At 69.0% G+C, this 20,319-nt stretch carries 17 protein-coding genes; 15 read left to right on the top strand and 2 right to left on the bottom strand.

Features of this window, described 5'->3' with window-relative positions; translation table 11 throughout:
- Positions 1 to 272 precede the first annotated feature (272 nt).
- Genes Q1A87_RS05920 through Q1A87_RS05955 form a run of 8 tightly spaced genes read left to right on the top strand, consistent with a single transcriptional unit; the run spans position 273 to position 9,878 of the window.
- Complete coding sequence (locus tag Q1A87_RS05920; RefSeq protein ID WP_299648150.1) at positions 273 to 1,382, top strand: transporter substrate-binding protein; 1,110 nt, start codon at positions 273 to 275, stop codon at positions 1,380 to 1,382.
- Positions 1,379 to 1,969 carry a hypothetical protein gene (locus tag Q1A87_RS05925; RefSeq protein ID WP_299648153.1) on the top strand — a complete coding sequence of 197 codons (591 nt, stop codon included), beginning with the start codon at positions 1,379 to 1,381 and terminating at the stop codon, positions 1,967 to 1,969. Before Q1A87_RS05920 ends, Q1A87_RS05925 begins: the two co-directional genes overlap by 4 nt.
- Positions 1,966 to 2,850, top strand: coding sequence for an ABC transporter permease (locus Q1A87_RS05930; protein ID WP_299648156.1), 885 nt, complete (start codon positions 1,966 to 1,968; stop codon positions 2,848 to 2,850). The genes Q1A87_RS05925 and Q1A87_RS05930 overlap by 4 nt, the downstream gene beginning before the upstream one ends.
- Positions 2,850 to 3,770 (top strand): ABC transporter permease, encoded by a 921-nt coding sequence (locus tag Q1A87_RS05935; protein WP_299648159.1) that lies wholly within the window; start codon positions 2,850 to 2,852, stop codon positions 3,768 to 3,770. Before Q1A87_RS05930 ends, Q1A87_RS05935 begins: the two co-directional genes overlap by 1 nt.
- A gap of 19 nt (positions 3,771 to 3,789) precedes the next feature.
- Positions 3,790 to 5,415: an ABC transporter substrate-binding protein gene (locus Q1A87_RS05940; protein ID WP_299648162.1), complete on the top strand. Its 1,626-nt coding sequence runs from the start codon at positions 3,790 to 3,792 to the stop codon at positions 5,413 to 5,415.
- A gap of 4 nt (positions 5,416 to 5,419) precedes the next feature.
- Positions 5,420 to 6,361, top strand: coding sequence for an acetamidase/formamidase family protein (locus Q1A87_RS05945; protein ID WP_299648165.1), 942 nt, complete (start codon positions 5,420 to 5,422; stop codon positions 6,359 to 6,361).
- A complete protein-coding gene (locus tag Q1A87_RS05950; protein WP_299648168.1) occupies positions 6,358 to 8,130 on the top strand; it encodes an ABC transporter ATP-binding protein in 1,773 nt (590 codons plus the stop codon). Before Q1A87_RS05945 ends, Q1A87_RS05950 begins: the two co-directional genes overlap by 4 nt.
- A complete protein-coding gene (locus Q1A87_RS05955; RefSeq protein ID WP_299648171.1) occupies positions 8,127 to 9,878 on the top strand; it encodes a peptidase M14 in 1,752 nt (583 codons plus the stop codon). Before Q1A87_RS05950 ends, Q1A87_RS05955 begins: the two co-directional genes overlap by 4 nt.
- 51 nt (positions 9,879 to 9,929) lie before the next feature.
- On the opposite strand, the gene ubiG is transcribed toward Q1A87_RS05955, so the two are convergent.
- On the bottom strand, positions 9,930 to 10,670 hold the full coding sequence (ubiG, locus tag Q1A87_RS05960; protein WP_299648174.1) for a bifunctional 2-polyprenyl-6-hydroxyphenol methylase/3-demethylubiquinol 3-O-methyltransferase UbiG: 741 nt from the start codon (positions 10,668 to 10,670) through the stop codon (positions 9,930 to 9,932).
- Between the two features lie 60 nt (positions 10,671 to 10,730).
- Here ubiG and pip point away from each other — a divergent pair, with 60 nt between their 5' ends.
- The 4 genes from pip (at position 10,731) to rfbD (ending at position 14,335) form a co-directional block, all read left to right on the top strand.
- Positions 10,731 to 11,720, top strand: a complete 990-nt coding sequence (gene pip, locus Q1A87_RS05965; RefSeq protein WP_299648177.1) for a prolyl aminopeptidase — start codon at positions 10,731 to 10,733, stop codon at positions 11,718 to 11,720.
- A gap of 42 nt (positions 11,721 to 11,762) precedes the next feature.
- Positions 11,763 to 12,326, top strand: coding sequence for a dTDP-4-dehydrorhamnose 3,5-epimerase (gene rfbC / locus Q1A87_RS05970; RefSeq protein WP_299648180.1), 564 nt, complete (start codon positions 11,763 to 11,765; stop codon positions 12,324 to 12,326).
- A 123-nt stretch (positions 12,327 to 12,449) separates the two neighbouring features.
- On the top strand, positions 12,450 to 13,490 hold the full coding sequence (gene rfbB, locus Q1A87_RS05975) for a dTDP-glucose 4,6-dehydratase (RefSeq protein ID WP_299648183.1): 1,041 nt from the start codon (positions 12,450 to 12,452) through the stop codon (positions 13,488 to 13,490).
- The gene (gene rfbD / locus Q1A87_RS05980) at positions 13,487 to 14,335 is read left to right on the top strand and encodes a dTDP-4-dehydrorhamnose reductase (RefSeq protein WP_299648187.1); all 849 of its coding nucleotides are present in this window, start codon (positions 13,487 to 13,489) and stop codon (positions 14,333 to 14,335) included. Before rfbB ends, rfbD begins: the two co-directional genes overlap by 4 nt.
- Before the next feature lie 22 nt (positions 14,336 to 14,357).
- Here the strand turns inward: rfbD and Q1A87_RS05985 are convergent, their stop codons facing one another.
- A complete protein-coding gene (locus tag Q1A87_RS05985) occupies positions 14,358 to 15,536 on the bottom strand; it encodes a DUF2793 domain-containing protein (protein WP_299648190.1) in 1,179 nt (392 codons plus the stop codon).
- Between the two features lie 308 nt (positions 15,537 to 15,844).
- Between Q1A87_RS05985 and Q1A87_RS05990 the strand changes: the two genes are divergently transcribed.
- From Q1A87_RS05990 to Q1A87_RS06000, 3 genes are all read left to right on the top strand, one after another.
- Positions 15,845 to 17,758, top strand: a complete 1,914-nt coding sequence (locus Q1A87_RS05990) for a nucleoside-diphosphate sugar epimerase/dehydratase (RefSeq protein WP_299648193.1) — start codon at positions 15,845 to 15,847, stop codon at positions 17,756 to 17,758.
- A gap of 42 nt (positions 17,759 to 17,800) precedes the next feature.
- A complete protein-coding gene (locus Q1A87_RS05995; protein WP_299648196.1) occupies positions 17,801 to 18,817 on the top strand; it encodes an NAD-dependent epimerase/dehydratase family protein in 1,017 nt (338 codons plus the stop codon).
- Positions 18,818 to 19,008: 191 nt separating this feature from the next.
- Positions 19,009 to 20,313: a UDP-glucose/GDP-mannose dehydrogenase family protein gene (locus Q1A87_RS06000; RefSeq protein WP_299648199.1), complete on the top strand. Its 1,305-nt coding sequence runs from the start codon at positions 19,009 to 19,011 to the stop codon at positions 20,311 to 20,313.
- Positions 20,314 to 20,319: the final 6 nt, after the last annotated feature.

The raw sequence follows: 20,319 nt of genomic DNA on the forward strand, positions 1-20,319 counted from the left end.
TGTTCGGGTGCCGACGCCGCAGGGGCCCCGCGGGCGTTCGGGCTCGCGGCTTGATGCAGACGCTGCCCATTTCGGACGCAGGACAGGGCCCGGCTGCCCAATTCGGCAGCGCCGCCTGACCTGTGCCCGGCTCCGGCGCGTGAGGCTGGACACGGGTGCGATGATCGGGGCAGGGTGGTCCAAACGGCCGCTGGGGGCGGCCAAGGGCAATCGGGCCCCGCTACACGCCGGACGACCGGGGTGGCGGGGCTTTTTTCGTTTTGCGGGGGGCGATGACGCTCAGGCTCGGATTGATCTTCTCGACGACCGGATCCTATGCCGCGCTGGGGCAGAGCGCGCTGGCCGGGGCGCTGGGTGCCATCGCGGCGCTGCGTGCGGAGGGTGTCGCGATCGAGCCGGTGATCCGCGATCCCGGCGGCGACGTGGCCCGCTACGAGGCGGAGACGACGGCGCTGCTGGAGGACGGGGTGCAGCACATCCTCGGCGCGATCACCTCCTGGAGCCGCAAGGAGATGATCCCGGCGCTGGAGCGGGGCGGGGGACTCCTGTGGTATCCGTGCCCCTACGAGGGTTTCGAGAGCAACGACCACGTCGTCTATCTCGGCGCCGCGCCCAACCATCACGTCCTGCCGGCGACGGACTGGATCGCGCGGCAGGGGATGCGGCGGGCGTATCTTGTCGGCTCGAACTACGTGTGGGGCTGGGAGACGCTGCGGCTGGCGCGGGAGCGTCTGGAGGCGCGGGGCGTGGAGATCGTCGGCGAACGGTTCGTGCCGCTAGGCTCCGACCGACACGGGCATGTGGTCGAGGAGATTTGCGCGCGGGACGCCGATTGCGTGATCGACAGCCTGATCGGGCCGACCAACGCCAGCTTCCTGCGCGACCTCGCCGCCCGCGACCCGGGTCGCGTCGGCCGGCCGGGCCATGTCGTGAGCTTCAACCAGACCGAGGCCGATCTCGACGCGCTCGGCCCGGCCGCCGAGGGGCTTCTCTCCGCCGGTTGCCTCTTCGAGGATGATGCGGACGTGGCGCTGCAGGAAGTAGCGCGGCGCTACGCCCCGAACGGCCGCGTCTCGGCCTTCCTCGCGAGTGCCCATGCGGCGGTCGAGATCCTTGTCGAAGGCGTTCGTCGGGCCGGGACGGACGCGCCGCGCGCCGTGTTCCGCGCCGTTGCCGAGCGGCCCGTGATCACGGCGATGGGGGAGGTCCGGATCGACCCGGTGCTGCGCCACGCCGCGCTCGCCCCTCGGTTGGCATTGGCGACAGGCGGGCGGTTCCGCGTGATCGAGTGGGCCGCGGACCTCGAGTCGGCCGATCCTTACCTCACCGCGCAGCGTGCCCATCTCTCCCAGCCGCGACCCGATCTGAGGATCGTCCGATGAGCCGCGCGCCGCTCCACAACTTCGCAGGCCGTTCGGCGCTCGTCCTGCATCGCTCCGAGGGGCCGGGCCGGGAGATCGCTTCTCGCTGCGACCGGCTCGGCATCCGGGCGCCGATGCTGCGGGGCGACGTGACCGCCGAAGACATGGCGAAGATCGACATGGTGATCCTCGACATCGACACGGGCGACGACGGTCAGCTGCCCTGGGCGCCGGGGCAGGCGCCGGTGCCGGTGATCGGGCTCGTCGGTTCGGAGAGCCCCGGTCGGCTGGCCTGGGCTCTGGCGCAGGAGGTGGACGCCTACCTGCCGCTCTCGGCGCTGGGCAACCTGTTCTCGGCCCTGGTGATCGCGCACGAGACCTTCGCGCAGAAGGCCGAACGTCGCCGGCGCGAGGCACGGGTGGCGGAGCGCAATGCCGGGCGGCTCGACGTGATCCGTGCCGTGCTGGCACTCCGGGAGGCGAACGGCGACGAGGCGGTCGCGCTGAAGCAGCTTCGCGCGATGGCGATGGTCGAGCGGATCAGCCTGGAGGAGGCCGCGCGACGGATCCTGTCCGAGGGGCATGCCGCGCGGACGGCGCGCCGATGAGCGCCACTGCCGAGGCCCCCGTGCGGCGTCCGCAGGGCGTGCTGCGCCAGCTTCTGGGTCGACCGCGCGCCGCGTTCGGCCTTGTCGTCATTGCGGTCATGGTCACGGCCGCGCTCTTCGCCCCGTGGCTCATGCCGCACGATCCCTTCGCGCAGAGCTTCGACGGGCTCGACCTGATGGGTGCGCCGCTGCCGCCCGGGGGCGCCTATCCGCTGGGCACCGACCTGCTTGGACGCGACCTCGCCTCGCGGCTGATCCTCGGCACGCGCACGTCGCTCATCATCGGCGTGGTGGCGAACGGGATCGCCGTGGTGCTCGGCGCGGGCGTGGGCATCACCGCCGGCTATTTCTGCGGCTGGACGGCAGCGATCCTGATGCGGTTCACCGACCTGATGATGGCGTTCCCCGCGCTCCTCCTCGCCATCGTGCTGGCCGCGATCTTCCAGCCGTCGCTGATGATCGTGGCGCTGGTGATCGCGATGGTGAACTGGGTGCAGATGAGCCGGGTAATCTATACCGAGACGCGCAGTCTCGCGGAGCGGGAATTCATCCAGGTCCAGCGCGCGATCGGCTCGGGTCCCCTGCGCATCCTCGGGCGCCATCTGCTGCCGCATCTGCTGTCGTCGATCATCGTGTTCGGGACGCTCGGCATCTCCACCACCGTGCTGCTGGAGGCGACGCTCAGCTATCTCGGCGTGGGCGTGCAGCCGCCGATGCCGTCCTGGGGCAACATCATCTTCGAGAACCAGACCTACTTCTCGACCGCGCCCTGGCTCGTCTTCATTCCCGGGCTGCTGATCGTGCTTCTGGCGCTGGCCTTCAACCTCGTGGGCGACGCGCTGCGCGACGTGCTCGACCCGACGCTGAAGGGGCGGCACTGATGGGCGCCTACATTCTCCGCCGCCTGCTGGAGAGCGCGCTGATCCTGCTCGGGATCACCCTCGTGACCTTCGTGCTCCTCTACCTCGTGCCCGCCGATCCGGCGCGGCAGATCGCCGGCCGGTCGGCCACGGCGGAGACGGTGGCGAACATCCGCGATCAGCTTGGGCTGAACGACCCGCTCTTCGTGCAATACGGCCGCTACCTCTGGAACCTCGCGCAGGGCGACATGGGCCGCTCCTACCTTCAGCGGGCGGAAGTGGCGGACCTGATCGCCGCGCGGCTGCCGGCGAGCCTGCTGCTGATGCTGTCGGCCATCGTCACGGAACTGATCATCGGGCTCACCATCGGCGTCGTCGCCGCGCTGCGCCGCAACCGGCCAATGGATCATTCGCTGATGATCTTCTCCTTCGTGTCGATTTCCGCCCCGCAATTCGTGATCGGCATTCTGCTTCTCTACGTTTTCGCGGTGAAGCTCGCCTGGTTCCCGATCGGCGGCTACGGCACGGCGGCACATTTCGTGCTGCCGTCGCTGACGCTCGGCCTGCTTGGTGCTGGCTGGTATTCCCGGATGATGCGATCCTCGATGATCGACGTGCTGAGCCAGGACTTCGTCCGCACGGCGCGTGCCAAGGGGCTGGCGAAGGTCCGCATCGTCACGCGCCACGTCATCCCGAACGCGATCCTGCCCATCATCGCAATGATCGGGATCGATATCGGCCTGTTCATGTCCGGCATCGTCGTCGTCGAGAGCGTGTTCGGATGGCCGGGGATCGGCCAGCTCGCCTGGCAGGCCATCCAGCGCATCGACATCCCCGTCATCATGGGCGTGACGATGGTGTCGGCGGCGGCGATCGTGATCGGCAACCTGCTGGCCGACCTCGCGGCGCCGCTCATCGACCCCCGCATCAAGACCAAGTGACCAATAGAGGAGAGACAACATGACACGCACCCTACTGACCGGCATCGCGACGCTCGCGCTCACCGCCACCGGGGCGCTGGCCCAAGTGGACGAGAACGCGCCGCAGGGCGGCGAGATGGTCGTCACCTACCAGGACGACGTCGCCACGCTGGACCCGGCCATCGGCTACGACTGGCAGAACTGGTCGATGATCAAGTCGCTCTTCGACGGGCTGATGGGCTACGAGCCGGGCACGACGACGCTGCGCAACGAACTGGCGGAGAGCCACGAGATCTCCGGGGACGGCCTGACCCATACCTTCGCGCTGAAGGACGGGATCACCTTCCACAACGGTCGCGAGATCACCGCCGAGGACGTGAAATATTCGCTCGAGCGGGTGACGAACCCCGAGACGCGCAGCCCCGGCGCGGGCTTCTTCTCGATGATCGAGGGCTTCGACAGCTGGAACGCGGGCGAGGGCGAAGGCCTGTCGGGCGTCACCGTGATCGACGACAAGACGGTCGAGATCACGCTCTCTCGCCCCGACGCCACGTTCGGACACGTCATGGCGCTGAACTTCGCCTCCGTCGTGCCGCAGGAGGCCGTCGAGGCGTCGGGCGAGGATTTCGGTCGTGAGCCCGTCGGCTCGGGCGCCTTCCGTCTCGCCGAATGGACGCCCGGCCAGCAGCTCGTCTTCGAGCGGTTCGAGGACTACCACCGCGAAGGCGTGCCGAAGCTCGATCAGGTCACGTTCAGCATCGGGCTGGAACCCACCGTCGCGCTCCTGCGGCTGCAGAGCGGGGAGGCCGACGTCCCGGGCGACGGTATCCCGCCGGCGCAGTTCCTTCAGGTGATGAACGACCCGGCGCAGGCCGAGCGCGTGGTCGAGGGCGGACAGCTCCAGACCGGTTACATCACGCTGAACACGCAGATGGCGCCGTTCGACAACGTGGATGTCCGCAAGGCCGTCAACATGGCGATCAACAAGGATCGCATCACCCAGATGATCAACAACCGCGCGGTCCCGGCCAACCAGCCGCTGCCGCCGACGATGCCGGGCTACGCCGAGGATTACGAGGGCTACGCCTACGACCCCGAGGCCGCGATACAGATGCTGGCCGATGCCGGCTTTCCCGACGGCTTCACGACCGAGCTCTACGTGATGAACGTCGATCCCAATCCGCGCATCGCGCAGGCCATCCAACAGGACCTAGCCGAGATCGGCGTGACCGCCGAGATCCGCTCGCTCGCGCAGGCCAACGTGATCGCGGCCGGCGGCGAGGCGGACCAGGCGCCGATGATCTGGTCGGGCGGCATGGCCTGGATCGCGGATTTCCCGGACCCGTCGAACTTCTACGGCCCGATCCTCGGCTGCGCCGGCGCGGTGCCGGGCGGCTGGAACTGGGCGTGGTACTGCAACGAGGAGATCGACGCGCGCGCCGCCGAGGCCGACGCGATGACCGGCGAGGGGCAGCAGGGGGGCCGCGAGGACGCCTGGCGGCAGATCTACCTCGACATCATGGAGGACGCGCCCTGGGTGCCCGTCTTCAACGAGCAGCGCTTCACGCTCCATTCCGAGGGCGTGGCCGGCGACGACACCCTGTTCGTCGATCCGGTCCACATTCCGGTGAACTACGACTACATCTACGCGACCGAGGCCGAGTGATCCCATGTGCAAGCATTGCGACTACACGATCCACGGGCGCCATCACCACGGCTGGGACAATGCCATCCCGCCCGCCGAGACGGTGGCTCCGGGAAGCCGCATCCATTTCCGCTGCCTCGACAGCTCCGGCGGTCAGTTCACGCGGGAGAGCACCACGGCGGACGTGCCGAAGCTCGATTTCGACCTCATCAACCCCGTCACCGGTCCCGTCTATGTCGACGGGGCCGAGCCGGGGGACGTGCTCAAGGTCACGCTCGAGGCGTTCCACCCGTCGGGCTTCGGCTGGACGGCGAACATCCCGGGCTTCGGGCTTCTGGCCGACCAGTTCCCCGACCCGCATCTGAAGGTCTGGGACTACGACGCGGGCAGCCTCGCCCCCGCGCTGTTCTCCGACACGGCGCGGGTGCCGCTCAAGCCCTTCGCGGGCACGATCGGGCTCGCGCCAGCGGAGGCGGGGCACCATTCGGTCGTCCCGCCGCGGCGGATGGGCGGCAATCTCGACATCCGCGACCTTGCCGCGGGCACGACGCTCTACCTGCCAGTCGAGGTGGCGGGCGCGCTCTTCTCCATCGGCGACACCCACGCCGCGCAGGGTGACGGCGAGGTCTGCGGCACCGCCATCGAGAGCCCGATGGACGTGGAGGTGACGCTCGACCTCGTGAAGCAGACGCATCTCGCGAACCCGCGCTTCACCACGCCCGGACCGGTCACGCGGCATCTCGACGCGAAGGGCTACGAGGCGACGACGGGCGTGGGGCCGGACCTGATGGCGGGGGCGCGGGACGCGGTCTCCGCGATGATCGACCTGCTGTCTAGGGAGCACGGCTTCTCGGCGGAGGACGCCTACCTGCTCTGCTCGGTGGCGGGCGACCTGCGCATCTCGGAGATCGTCGACATGCCGAACTGGGTCGTGTCCTTCTACTTCCCCCGCATCGTCCTCGAATGAGCGCGAAGGACGATACCGGACGGGGCGGCCGCCGCCCCGTCCTCTCGGTCCGTGACCTCACCGTGCAGGTCGCGACCGAGGCGGGCGCGAAGACCGTGCTCGATGGCCTGTCCTTCGACCTCGTGGCGGGCGAGACGCTTGCGCTCGCCGGCGAGAGCGGGTCGGGCAAGTCGATGACGGCGCTAGCGATCATGGGCCTTCTGCCGAAGCCCATGGCCCGGATCACGAGCGGCGCCATCCGGCTGGGCGAGACGGAACTGACCACGCTCGACGAGGCCAATTATCGCCGCATCCGCTCGGCGCGGATCGCGATGATCTTCCAGGAACCGATGACGTCGCTGAACCCGCTGATGCGCGTCGAGACGCAGCTTTGCGAAGTTCTGCTCGAGCACGGTATCTGTGCCCGCGGGGAGGCGCCCGCCCGCGCCCTGCGCCTCCTGCAGGACGTCCGCCTGACCGAGCCGGAACGGCGGCTGAAGCAATATCCGCACGAGCTTTCGGGCGGGATGCGCCAGCGGGTGATGATCGCGATGGCGCTGGCCTGCGAGCCGGAGGTCCTGATCGCCGACGAACCGACCACCGCGCTCGACGTGACGGTGCAGGCGGAAATCCTCGATCTCGTCCGGACGTTGCAGCGCGAGCACGGGACGGCCGTCCTGATGATCACCCACGACATGGGCGTGGTGGCCGAGATGGCCGACCGTGTCGTCGTCCTGCGCGCCGGACGCGAGGAGGAGCAGGCCCCGGTCCGCGACCTCTTTGCCGCGCCGCGCACCGACTATGCGCGCGCGCTTCTCGCCGCCGTGCCGCGCCTCGGCACCGCGTCCGCGCGCCCCGAGCGGGCGGAGGCTCGCAAGGTCGTCGAGGTGGACGACCTCTCAGTCCGCTTCGACCTCGCCGGCGGACTGCTCAACCGGACCGTCGCACGGGTCCATGCGGTCGAGAACGTGTCGTTCCACATCCACGCGGGCGAGACGCTGGCGCTGGTGGGCGAGTCGGGCTGCGGCAAGTCCACCATCGGCAAGGCGCTCATGGGCCTCGTCCCGTGGCAGGGCTCGATCCGCGTCGACGGAGTGCAGACAGGCGGCCGGTCGCGCGCCGCCATGCGGCCGGTGCTGCGCGATATCCAGATGGTGTTCCAAGACCCCGGCGCCTCGCTCGACGCGCGGATGCCGGTCGGCGCGCAGGTGACGGAGCCGATGCGGGTCCACGGCCTCGTCGCCGGTTCGGAGTTGGGCGACCGGGCCGAATGGCTGTTCCGGCGGGTCGGTCTCTCGCCCGACATGCTGCGGCGCTACCCGCACGAATTCTCCGGTGGCCAGCGGCAGCGGATCTGCATCGCCCGCGCGCTCAGCCTCGGGCCCAAGGTCATCGTCGCCGACGAGAGCGTCTCCGCCCTCGACGTGAGCGTGCAGGCGCAGGTGCTCGACCTCTTGCGCGAACTTCAGGAGGCGGACGGGCTGGCCTATCTCTTCATCAGTCACGACATGGCGGTGGTCGAGGGGGTCGCGGACCGGGTCATGGTCATGCGTCTGGGCCAGGTGATGGAGGAGGGGCCGCGCGACGCCGTGCTCCGCGATCCCCGCCATCCTTATACGCGACGCCTGCTCGCCGCCGTGCCGGTGCCCGACCCGACCCGCGCCCGCCCGCCGATACCCGACACGGCCGGGATCGAGGCGGCAAGCCCGATCTTCCCCGTCGGCCGCGGCCCGGCCCGGGTCGCCCTCGAGGAGGCGCGACCCGGCCACCGCGTTGCCCGCGCGACGTGATCCCCCTTGACGAGACCTTCCCCCGGACACTGGACGACCTGCCACCCGAGGCGACGACGGTGTGGTTGTTCGAGGATCGGGCCGCCCGCGCGGCGGCGGAGCGGAACGCGGCGGAGGGAGGGCGCACGATCCGCATCCGCTCGGCCTACAAGACGCTGCTCCACCACGTCCTGGAGGACGGTCTGCTCGACGACGCGCGGCGGGCGGTGATCCGTTATCCCGTCGTGCCGAACGTGGCGGCCGACCGGTTCCGGCTGGAATGCTACCCGCTGCATGCGCTCGTGCCCGATTGCGAGATCGCCTTCGTGCCCGACCTGCAGGACGGCCCCGACCTGCCCGTCTACACGGTGGAGACCGAGCGGGGTCGCCACCGCGTCCCGGTCCCGGTGCGCTGGCGTGCGGGCGCGGACGGGCGGCCCGTGCTCGGCGCTTGCGGTTGGCTGGCCCGGGGGGACGCGGGCGAGCCGCTCGAAACGGAGTACGAGGCCATCTTCGCGCGGGCTTGCGCGGCGCTTCATGCGCTGCCGCTCGACCCTCTCGACCCTCTCGACCCTCTCGACCCTGCCGAGCCCGACGGCCCGTTCTTCGCGCGCCTGTCGGTCGAGGTCACGCTGCCGGCGGCGGACATGCCCCTTCCGGTCGGGCACGAGCGTGTCTCGCTCGCGGAGGCGATGCACGAGGAGATCTACTTCGCCGGGCTCGAGATCTTTCGTCGCCGGTTGAGCCTCTCGCCCGGCGCGCGGAACGTGCGTTGCGGGCAGATCGTCCCGCGCGTCCTCGCCGGCGGCGTGCCGGGCCTGCGGATGCAGGTCGCGACGCCGGAGGTCGAGACGGCTGACCTCGATGATCCGGACCTGCCCGATCTCGACACCGTGGCGCACTGGCTGACCCCGGCGCAGATCGCCGGCCATCTCGACCGGATCGGCGGCGTGCCCTTCGCCGGACGGTCGCGACAGGGCCGGACGATCCCGGGCCGGTTCGTTGCGGGGACGGGCCGGGCCACGCTGGCGATCTCGGGCGGGCAGCACGCCAACGAGAGCACGGGCATCGTCGGTGCGCTCCGCGCCGCGCGCGACCTTGCCGCCGAGGGCCGCGCGAGCTTCACCGTGACGCCGCTGGAGAACCCCGACGGCTATGCCGTCTTTCGCGACCTCTGCCGCGCCCGGCCGCACGACATGCACCACGCCGCCCGCTACACGGCGAGCGGCGCGGATCTGGGCCACGCGCCGGACTGCCCGGAACGTGACGTCCGGAACCGGGCGCGGGCGCATCTGCCGGCGGAGGTCCATCTCAACCTGCACGGCTACCCAAGCCACGAATGGACGCGCCCGCTCTCGGGCTACATCCCGGACGGCTTCGCGGGCTGGACGATCCCCAAGGGTTTCTTCCTGATCCTGCGCCATGCACAGGACGCGGCGGCGTTGGGGCGGGTCGTCCTCGACGCGGCACTGGGCGCGCTCGCGGCCTGTCCCGAGATCGGGGCGCAGAACCGACGGATGCTGACGCTCTACGATCGATACGTCTCCGAACGCGCCTTCGCCGTCCATGCGGGCTGCATCCCCTACGTGACCGGCATCGAGGCGGAAGCGGACTACCCGGTGACGCTCATCACCGAAGCGCCGGACGAAACCATCCGTGGTGAGGCGTTCCGCATCGCGCAGGCCGCCCATGCCCGCGTCGTCCGCGCGGTGGCCGCGGCGCTCGGCTCCGATCGGGACGACGAGCCGAGCCTCGACGATAGTCGTTGACTGCCGCGTCGGGGGGCGTTCGATCGGCGCCTCGATTGCGTGGCGCGAATGTCAGGCCGCCTTGGTGCTGGCCGTCACGTAGTTCACCGACAGGTCCCGCTCCGAAAGCCGCCATGACCAGGTGAGCGGGTTGAAGACGAAGCCCATCCGGTCCACCGGCGCGAGGCCCGCCCGGCGGATCAGGTCGTAGAGCTCGTCCGGCGTGATGAACTTCGACCAGTCATGCGTGCCCTTCGGCAGCCAGCGCATCACCTGCTCGGCCCCGAAGATCGCCATCACCCAGGATTTCGGGTTCCGGTTGAGCGTCGAGCAGACCATGAGCCCGCCGGGCCGCAGGAGCCGCTGGCAGGCGGTCAGATAGGCGAGCGGGTCGGCGACATGCTCGACCACCTCCATGTTGAGGACGACGTCGAAGGACGCCTCGCCGGTCTCGACCAGCGCCTCGGCGGTGGCGTGGCGGTAATCGATGTCGAGGCCGGACTGCGCCGCATGGGCCTGCGCCACGGGAATGTTGCGCTCGGCCGCGTCCACGCCCACCACCTTCGCTCCGAGCCGCGCCATCGGCTCCGCCAGCAGGCCGCCGCCGCAGCCGATATCGAGGATGCGCAGGCCGTCGAAGGGTCGCTCGGCGCGAAGGTTGCGATCGAACTCACCGGCGATCTGCGTCGTGATGTAATCCAGCCGGCAGGGGTTCAGCATGTGCAGCGGTTTGAACTTGCCCTCCGGATCCCACCATTCGGCGGCTATCGCCTGGAACTTCTCGATTTCGCCCGGATCGATCGTGGTGGTCATCTTCGTCTCCGTCGCAAAGGGGCCTTTCGGTGTCGGCCTGGCAGTCTATATAGCCCGAACATGGATCAGCATGCCCATCAGACCACCGCCAGCACGCTCTTCCCGCCGTGCGATCCGTTCGACCAGCAGATGGTGGAGATGGGCGGCGGCCACACGCTCTATGTCGAGCAATGCGGCAATCCCGACGGTCTGCCGGTCGTCGTGCTGCATGGCGGTCCGGGGGGCGGCTGCTCGCCGATGATGCGACGGTTCTTCGATCCCGCGATCTGGCGCGTGATCCTGTTCGACCAGCGTGGCTGCGGCCGGTCGCGACCCCATGCCGCCGTCGTCCAGAACACGACATGGCATCTGGTGGAGGATATCGAACGCCTGCGCGCCATGTTCGGCATCGATCGCTGGGCCGTGTTCGGCGGCTCCTGGGGCGCGACGCTGGGGCTGATCTACGCGATCACCCATCCCGATCGGGTGGCGCACCTTTTCCTGCGCGGCGTGTTCCTGATGGAGCAGCGCGAGCTCGACTGGTTCTACGGCGGCGGCGTCGGCGCGTTCTGGCCCGAGCAATGGGCGCGCTTCGCGGAGATGATTCCGGAAGGCGAGCGCGACGACCTGATCGCCGCCTACAACCGCCGCCTCTTCGACCGACCGCCGCACGAGCAGGTGCGTTTCGCGCGCGCCTGGGCGGCGTGGGAGAACGCGCTCGCCTCGGTCTCCTCGCAGGGGCGCTCGGGCGAGCCGGGGGGCGAATACGCCCGCGCCTTCGCGCGGCTCGAGAACCATTACTTCACGAATCGCGGCTTTCTCGACCACGACGGGTGGATACGCGCCAACCAGCACCGGATAGCGCATCTTCCGGGCGACATCGTGCAGGGACGCTACGACATGATCTGTCCGCCCGCCTCGGCCTACGCCATTGCGGCGAACTGGCCGGACGTGCGCCTCGACATCGCGCCTTTCGCGGGGCATGCCCTCTCCGAGCCGGGAATCGCCGAGCGGCTGGTCGCGGCCACGCGGCGCGTCGGCGAGGTTCACGCGCAAGCGATGCATTTCTGACCGCCAGCCAGCGCGCGGGCCATCGAACGCGGAGGACGGAGATTGCAGATCGAGGATACCGAACTCGACGCCGTGAAGATCATCACGCCCCGGCGCTTCGGCGACGCACGCGGCTTCTTCGCGGAGACGTGGAACGCCCGGGCCTTCGCGGAGCTCGGCATCGAGGCCGAATTCGTTCAGGACAACCATTCCCTCTCCGAGATGGCCGGCACGATCCGCGGCCTGCACTTTCAGGCGCCGCCGCATGGACAGGCCAAGCTCGTGCGCTGCGGGCGCGGGCGTCTCTTCGACGTGGCCGTGGACATCCGCGCGGGCTCGCCGACCTACGGCCGGTGGACGGGCGCGGAACTCAGCGCCGAGAACGGCCGAATGTTGTGGATTCCCGAGGGCTTCGCGCACGGCTTCGTCACCTGCGAGCCCGCGACGGAGATCGTCTACAAGTGCACGGGCTTCTACGCGCCCGAGGCCGATGGCGGGGTCCGGTGGGATTCCTGCGGCATCGACTGGGGCCTGACGGGCGAGCCGATCCTGTCGGAGAAGGACGCGACCGCGCCGCAACTCGCCGACTTCGAGACGCCGTTTACCGGTGGGACGTCGCAAGCTTGATCGGTGGATCGCGGTCGGGCGTTTACCGGTAAACCTCTTTGCCGTTTGCAAGCCGGTCCGAAGCGAGCATGACGCGGCAGGACGTCCGGTACGCGACCGGGCCAAGGAAGGAGCGATAGGGCGATGAAGCTTCTGGTGACGGGCGGCGCGGGGTTCATCGGTTCCGCCGTGGTGCGGCAGGCGGTGCGCGCGGGGATGGAGGTCGTCAATCTCGATGCGCTGACCTACGCAGCGTGTCTCGAAAACGTGGCCGAGGTCGCAGACGCGCCGAATTACGCCTTCGTTCAGGCCGACATCACCGACCGCGCGGCGCTCGACGCGGCTTTCGCCGAACATGTGCCCGACGCGGTGATGCACCTTGCCGCCGAGAGCCACGTGGACCGCTCTATCGACGGGCCGGGCGCCTTCATCGAGACCAACGTGACGGGCACCTACAGCATGCTGGAGGCGGCACGTGCACACTGGACCCGGGCGGGCAAACCCGAAGGCTTTCGCTTCCACCACATCTCCACCGACGAGGTGTTCGGCTCGCTCGGGCCGACGGGGCAATTCACGGAAGCGACGCCCTACGATCCCCGGAGCCCCTATTCGGCGTCCAAGGCCGCCAGCGACCACCTCGTGCGCGCCTGGCACGAGACCTACGGCCTGCCGATCCTGCTGACGAACTGCTCGAACAATTACGGCCCGTTCCACTTCCCCGAGAAGCTGATCCCCGTGGTGATCCTGAACGCGCTGCACCGCCGGCCGATCCCGGTCTACGGCGCGGGCGAGAACGTGCGCGACTGGCTTTACGTGGAGGACCACGCCGACGCGCTGCTGACGGTGCTGCGGCGGGGCGAGGTCGGGCGGAACTACAATATCGGCGGCGAGAACGAGGCACGCAACATCGACCTCGTCCGCACCATCTGCGGTATCCTCGACGAGCTGCGCCCTGACGGCGCGCCGCATGCCGATCTGATCGAGTTCGTGACCGACCGGCCCGGGCACGACGCGCGCTACGCCATCGACCCGTCGCGGATGCGGGAGGAATTGGACTGGCGCCCCTCGGTGACGCTTGAGGAGGGGCTGGCGCGGACCGTGCGCTGGTATCTCGACAACGAGGCCTGGTGGCGGCCGCTCCTCGACCGCGAAGGGGTCGGCGCGCGGCTCGGGAAGGCGTCGTGACCGTCCTCGTCTTCGGCCGCACCGGACAGGTCGCGCGGGAATTGGCGCGGGCTTCGGAAGACGTGACCTGCCTCGGGCGGGGGGAGGCCGACCTGTCCGTGCCGGGCGCGTGTGCCGCCGCGATCGAGCGCACGGCCCCGCGCGCGGTGATCAACGCCGCCGCATGGACCGACGTGGACGGGGCCGAGACCTCGGAGGCGGAGGCGACGCGTATCAACGGCGATGCGCCGGGCGAGATGGCGCGGGCCTGCGCCACGGCGGGCATCCCGTTCGTCCACATTTCCACGGACTACGTCTTCGACGGCAGTGGCGAGACGCCTTGGGCCCCCGGCGACCCCACCGGCCCGCTCGGCGCCTACGGTCGCTCCAAGCTCGCGGGCGAGGACGCGGTGCGGGAGGCCGGAGGGCAATTCGCGATCTTGCGGACGAGCTGGGTCGTCTCCGCGCACGGCCGCAACTTCGTGACGACCATGCTGCGCCTCGGGGCGGAACGCGACGCGCTGAACATCGTGGCGGACCAGATCGGCGGGCCGACCCCGGCGCGCGACATCGCCGGAACCTGCCTCACGCTCGCCAGGAGCCTGAGCGCCGGTGGCTCGTCCGGCACCTACCATTTCGCGGGCGCACCCGACGTGAGCTGGGCCGGCTTCGCAGACGCGATCTTCGACGCCGCCGGACTCGATTGCGTGGTGACACCGATCCCGTCCTCGGACTACCCAACGCCTGCTCGACGGCCCCTGAACTCGCGGCTCGATTGCGCGTCGCTTCGTAGCGACCACGGTATCGACCGTCCCGACTGGCGGAAAGGCCTCGCCGTGATCCTCTCGGATCTGCGTCGGGGATAGAGACAGCGCGTTCGCGCCGCGTCTAGCCGATCGTCTCAATGTTGAGGTTGGTGTCGATGTAGCTCTGCGAGACGAGCGGATTGCTCGGCCGCATGAAGCAGAGCAGGTGTCCGTCCTCGGGGACGATGAACCGGCCGAGATCGACCTCCAGCCGCGACCAGTGGTCGCCCACCTCCACCCCGTTCAGCCCGTGCACGAGAATGCGCGTCGTCTGCGCGTCGCTTGCCCAGACCTCGCCCGCCGGGCCGTGCTGCAGGTACATGCGGAAGTCGAACTGGCCGATATCGTTGGACGTGCCGCGGTAGGTGCCCGTCAGGCGCGAAAGCTCGCGTCCCTTCTCCACGAAGGGCCCGACATATTTCCAGTCCAGGTCCGGCTCCGCCCCGAAGCCCCCGCTCGCGGTGTAGGTCTCGGTATCGGCGCCGGAGAAGGTCGAGAACCGGACCCAGCGATTGTTCGTGTAGCACGTCCAGCGACCGCGAATCGTGTCGGCGCGCTTCTGGCGGAAGCCGGACGGGAAGGAGACGGCGCCGGAAGCCGGATCCACGCGCAGCGCGGTGTTCCAGGCTGCCCCGTTCGCGCTGACCTTGATCGCGAAGCCGTCCGGCCCGACGCATCCCATCTCGGCGCGTCCCGAGTAGCCGGACTGGAACAGCAGGCTCGCCGTGTCGCGTTCCGCGGACTTGTTGATCTTGAGCTGGTGTCCCCCGCCGTCGTGGTTCAGCAGCGTCGCCGCCGCCGAGACCGTCAGGCGGTTCGTCGCGTCGGCCGTGGCGTTGATGCCGAAGACGTCGGCCGTCTCGATGGGTTGGGCGGGCCCGGGAGCGGGTTCAGTGGTCCCGCCCGAACCGCCGGTCTCGCCCTGAACCGCCGTCCAGGCCGTGCCGTCGAAGACGACGTCCCGGGACAGTGCCTCGACATGGAATCGCCAGCCACGGGCCGGCGCGATGAAGGCCCAAGCATTGTCCTCGCGCACAGCGATGGCGTTCTCGTGGCCCGCCCAGTCCCCTGTCGCGCCAGCCGCCACAATATGACGTGCGCCGTTCTCGGGTGCGGCAGGCGGTGTCGGCCGGTCGATGTCGGCGACGACGGGCTGAACCAGCGCGTCGAGTCGGCGCAGCGCCTCGTTGTGCGTGATGTGCTTCTGGGCCTGATTGCCCTGGATCAGGGGAAGCGACAGGATCGTGGTATCTTCTTGCATGGATGTGGGGCCTCCGGCGATCTGAAGTTCCGGAACCTCGGCGCGAGCGGTTAACGGTTTGTTAACGCATCTTGCAACGCGGTGATGTGCCGTCATTCCACCCTTCGCGGATGCGGGGCGTTGCCCGGGCGGCCATATGCGCCAGATGGGCAACAGCCGCGGCACCATATTCGACGCGCATCGGCCGATCCATGCCTGCCACGTTGCCGCCGGAATGCACTTGGCATAGCAAAGCCGGATTGTGGCCCGCGACGGCGGGCCGTTAAGGAGGCGTTTTGTCCAAGCTTTCTGATGTCCGGACATCGCGCATGGAGACGCTGCTGCGCTCTCTGAGCCGGCGCCACAAATACACGCTCTTCCTCGTCTGCGACCTCGTTCTGGTCGTCTTCTCGCTGGCGGTGACCCTCTGGGCCATGCATCTGCCGGCCGGCTTTCCGCCCCCTGGCGTGGCCTTGATCGTCGCGGCCCCGATCCTGTCGGTGACGGCCGCGGGTCTGGCGGTCGGGCTCGGGCTGCCGTCGCTCTCGCTCGCGGAATACGACAGCAGCGCGACGATCCGCAGCGCGCTGCTCGCGATCTGCCTCGCCGTGGCCGCCTATGTGCTGACGAGCGCGGTCGGCCTGTCGCTTCCCTTCGTCATCTATGCTGGATTCGCAGTCACGCTGTTCCTGTCGATGTTCCTCAGCCGCGTCGTCGCGCTGCAGGTCGTCCTGTCGGTCTACCGGCGCGGCGGACACGTGACACGCGTGCTGATCTATGGGGCCGGTGCGACCGGCACACAGCTCGTGCGCGCCTTCCGCAGTCACAAGGGCATCCATCCGATCGCCTTCGTCGACGACAAGCCGTCGATGCAGGGCCTCACGATCGCCGGGCTGACCGTCTACGGTCCGACCCGCATCGCCGAGATCGCGGAGAAGAAACGCATCCACCGTGTCCTCCTCGCGGTGCCGTCGCTCAGTCCGCCGAAGCAGGCGCGAATCGCCGCGCGGCTGCAGGCGATGGGGCTCGAGGTGCAGACGCTGCCCTCCTTCGCGCAACTTATCGGCACCGAGGCACTGATCGACCGGCTTGAGACGCTGAAGCCGCAGATGCTGCTCGGGCGCGACGAGGTGAAGACCCCGCTGATGGAAGGGGCGGTCTCCTATGCCGGCAAGTCCGTCCTCGTCTCCGGGGCCGGCGGCTCCATCGGCGCGGAGCTCTGTCGGCAGCTGATCGAATGCGCGCCGAAGCGGCTCGTCCTCTACGAGATGAGCGAGATCGCGCTCTTCACCGTGCACCGCGAGCTTCGCCGTCTGGCGGAGGCGATGCAGGTCGAGCTGGTGCCCGTCCTCGGCTCGGTCTGCGACGCGCGACAGGTGCGGCAGGCGCTCTCCGATCACGGGGTAGAGGTCATCCTGCATGCCGCCGCCTACAAGCACGTGGCGATGGTGCAGTGCAATCCGCTGGCCGGGCTCGCCAACAACGTCCTCGGCACGCAGGTCATCGCCGCCGGCGCGGTAGAGGCGGGGATCGAGCGGTTCATCCTGATCTCCACCGACAAGGCCGTCCGCCCGAGCGGCGTGATGGGGGCGAGCAAGCGTCTGGCCGAGCTCATCGTGCAGGATCTGGCGAGCCGCGTTCCCGAAGGCGGCCCCATCCTGTCGATGGTCCGGTTCGGCAACGTCCTCGGCTCCTCCGGGTCGGTCGTCCCGATCTTCCACGAGCAGATCCGCCGCGGCGGCCCGGTCACCGTCACCCATCCCCACGTCACCCGCTACTTCATGACCATCGAGGAGGCCGCGCGCCTCGTCCTGCGCGCCGGTTCGATGGCCGATGGCGGCGAGGTCTTCCTTCTCGACATGGGAGAGCCGGTGCGAATCGTCGACCTCGCCCAGCATGCGATCGAGGCGTCCGGCTATACCGTCCAGAGCGAGGCCAATCCGAACGGCGACATCAGGATCGACTATATCGGTCTCGCCGAGGGAGAGAAGCTGCACGAGGAACTGTTCTTCGACGGCTCCGAGCGCCCGACGGCGCACCGCAAGATCTTCCGTGTCCGCGAGGCCGGCGTCTCCGAATTCGAGATGGCCGACATCCTGCGTACGCTGCGGCGCGCCGTCGACGAGGGCGACGCCGAGGCGGCGCTGTCGCTGGTCCGCCGGCGCATCTCGGGCTTTGGATCTGATCGCCTGGAAACGGGCAACGCTTCTCCGGCCGACCCGGCCAGCCTGCCCGGGCGGTGATACGGGTTTGACGCGTCCGCCCGCCTCTGACACGACAGGGCCATGAAACGAGCGCTCGTCACCGGCTCGGCCGGATTTATCGGCTACCACCTCTCGAAGCTCCTCCTCGAGCGCGGCTGGCAGGTCACGGGCCTCGACGTCTTTTCGGACTATTACGACGTCGGACTGAAGCGACGCCGCCACGAGATGCTGGCCGGATCGGCCTTCGCAGAGGTCGAGGCCAGCGTCGCGACCCCGGGCCTCGTGCGCGACCTGATGGCCGACGAGCGCCCCGACGCGGTGATCCACCTCGCCGCGCAGGCGGGCGTGCGTCACTCCATCGACGCGCCGCGCGAATATGTCGAGGCCAACCTTCTCGGCAGCTACGAAGTGCTGGAAGCCGCGCGGGCCACCACACCGTCGCACCTCCTGCTGGCCTCGACCTCCTCGGTCTACGGGGCGAGCACGGAGATGCCCTACCGGGAGACGATGAAGGTCGACACGCAGATGTCGTTCTACGCCGCCACCAAGAAGGCGAACGAGGCGATGGCGCACAGCTACGCCCATCTCTACGGCATCCCGACGACGATGTTCCGCTTCTTCACGGTCTACGGGCCCTGGGGCCGGCCGGACATGGCCCCGTTCAAGTTCGTCCGCGCCGTGCTCGCGAACGAGCCGATCGACGTCTACAACCACGGCCGGATGCTCCGCGATTTCACCTACGTCTCCGATCTCGTACAGGGCATCGCGGATCTCATCGACGTGCCGCCGGGGTCCGAGCCCGTTTCCGAGCGTGACAGCCTGAGCCCGGTCGCGCCGCACAGGATCGTCAATATCGGCAATGGCGAGACGATCGAGCTCGGCCGCTTTATCGAGGCGATCGAGGCGGCGACCGGGAAAACCGCCCGGCGCAACCTCATGGACATGCAGCCGGGCGACGTCAGTGCGACCTGGGCGGATACGGGGCTTCTGACCGACCTGCTGGGCCATCCGCTGCCGCGCACTTCGGTGGAGGACGGCATGCGGTCTTTCGTGGACTGGTACAGGGCCGAATACGACGGGGCCGCCGCGATTCCGTAGCGGGCGGGGCGACGGGTACCGATAAGACCCGTCGTCGCCAATCCGCCCGAATGGACGGCGACCGCCGACACGGCGGAAATAGTCTTTACGATTTGGCAACGGATGCCGCCGAGAAGCGGGTCGAACCATCTCGACACCGGCACGGAATATCGGGCATGGCGCCCGGGAAACGAAGACGAAGAGGTCATCCTATGCGCATCGCTATGATCGGAACAGGCTATGTCGGCCTCGTCTCGGGCGTCTGCTTCTCCGATTTCGGGCACGAGGTGGTCTGCGTGGACCGCGACCCGAAGAAGATCGAGATGCTCGGGGCCGGCCGCGTGCCGATCTTCGAGCCGGGCCTCGACGACCTGATGGTGCGCAACGTCGGCGCCGGCCGCCTGTCCTTCACCACGAGCCTGAAGGAGGCCGTCGACGGCGCGGACGCGGTCTTCATCGCCGTCGGCACGCCGACCCGTCGCGGCGACGGCCATGCCGACCTGACCTACGTCATGAATGCCGCGGCCGAGATCGCGAAGGCGCTGACGGGCTACGCCGTGATCGTCACCAAGTCGACCGTCCCCGTCGGCACCAACCGCAAGGTGGCCGAGGCCGTCCGGGCGGCAAACCCCGACGCCGAGTTCGACGTCGCCTCGAACCCCGAATTCCTGCGCGAGGGCGCGGCGATCGACGACTTCATGCGGCCCGACCGCGTCGTCGTCGGCGTCGAGACCGAGCGCGCGGAGCAGGTCATGTCGGAGATCTACCGCCCGCTCTACCTGCGTGACTTCGCGATCATGGTGACCGATCTCGAATCCGCCGAGATGATCAAGTACGCCGCCAACGCGTTCCTCGCGACCAAGATCACCTTCATCAACGAGATCGCCGCGCTTTGCGAGCGAGTCGGGGCCGACGTGAAGAAGGTCTCGAAGGGCATGGGCCTCGACGGGCGGATCGGCAACAAGTTCCTGCATGCCGGGCCGGGCTACGGCGGCTCCTGCTTCCCGAAGGACACCGCCGCGCTCGCCCGGATCGGGCAGGAGCATGCGATGCCCATGCGCATCACCGAGGCGGTGATGCAGGTCAACGACAGCGTGAAGGCCCGCATGGTCGAGAAGCTGCGCGACCTTTGCGACGGCTCGTTCAACCGCAAGACGATCGCGGTGATGGGCGTGACCTTCAAGCCGAACACCGACGACATGCGCGAGGCGCCGAGCCTGACCATCGTGCCCGCGCTCGTGGGTGGCGGCGCGAAGGTCCGGGTCGTCGACCCCGAGGGGCGGCGCGAGGGCGAAGCGCTGTTGCCCGGCGTGGACTGGGTCGAGGATCCCTACGAGGCGTCGAAGGATGCCGACCTGATCGTGCTCCTGACCGAGTGGAACGAGTTCCGTGCGCTGGATCTCACACGTATCGCCGGCGACATGCGGACGGCGCGGATGGCCGACCTGCGCAACATCTACTCGCGTCAGGTGGCGCAGGATGCCGGGTTCGAGGGGTACGACGCCGTCGGGCGCTGACCGGCG

The organism is uncultured Jannaschia sp., assembly GCF_947494055.1.
Taxonomy (GTDB): Bacteria; Pseudomonadota; Alphaproteobacteria; order Rhodobacterales; family Rhodobacteraceae; genus Jannaschia.

Excerpts from the sequence above, each read along its gene's own strand:
- Q1A87_RS05920 (WP_299648150.1), top strand. The coding sequence starts at position 273 with ATGACGCTCAGGCTCGGATTGATCTTCTCGACGACCGGATCCTATGCC.
- Q1A87_RS05925 (WP_299648153.1), top strand. The coding sequence starts at position 1,379 with ATGAGCCGCGCGCCGCTCCACAACTTCGCAGGCCGTTCGGCGCTCGTC.
- Q1A87_RS05930 (WP_299648156.1), top strand. The coding sequence starts at position 1,966 with ATGAGCGCCACTGCCGAGGCCCCCGTGCGGCGTCCGCAGGGCGTGCTG.
- Q1A87_RS05935 (WP_299648159.1), top strand. The coding sequence starts at position 2,850 with ATGGGCGCCTACATTCTCCGCCGCCTGCTGGAGAGCGCGCTGATCCTG.
- Q1A87_RS05940 (WP_299648162.1), top strand. The coding sequence starts at position 3,790 with ATGACACGCACCCTACTGACCGGCATCGCGACGCTCGCGCTCACCGCC.
- Q1A87_RS05945 (WP_299648165.1), top strand. The coding sequence starts at position 5,420 with ATGTGCAAGCATTGCGACTACACGATCCACGGGCGCCATCACCACGGC.
- Q1A87_RS05950 (WP_299648168.1), top strand. The coding sequence starts at position 6,358 with ATGAGCGCGAAGGACGATACCGGACGGGGCGGCCGCCGCCCCGTCCTC.
- ubiG (WP_299648174.1), bottom strand. The coding sequence starts at position 10,670 with ATGACCACCACGATCGATCCGGGCGAAATCGAGAAGTTCCAGGCGATA.
- pip (WP_299648177.1), top strand. The coding sequence starts at position 10,731 with ATGGATCAGCATGCCCATCAGACCACCGCCAGCACGCTCTTCCCGCCG.
- rfbB (WP_299648183.1), top strand. The coding sequence starts at position 12,450 with ATGAAGCTTCTGGTGACGGGCGGCGCGGGGTTCATCGGTTCCGCCGTG.
- Q1A87_RS05985 (WP_299648190.1), bottom strand. The coding sequence starts at position 15,536 with ATGCAAGAAGATACCACGATCCTGTCGCTTCCCCTGATCCAGGGCAAT.
- Q1A87_RS05990 (WP_299648193.1), top strand. The coding sequence starts at position 15,845 with ATGGAGACGCTGCTGCGCTCTCTGAGCCGGCGCCACAAATACACGCTC.
- Q1A87_RS05995 (WP_299648196.1), top strand. The coding sequence starts at position 17,801 with ATGAAACGAGCGCTCGTCACCGGCTCGGCCGGATTTATCGGCTACCAC.
- Q1A87_RS06000 (WP_299648199.1), top strand. The coding sequence starts at position 19,009 with ATGCGCATCGCTATGATCGGAACAGGCTATGTCGGCCTCGTCTCGGGC.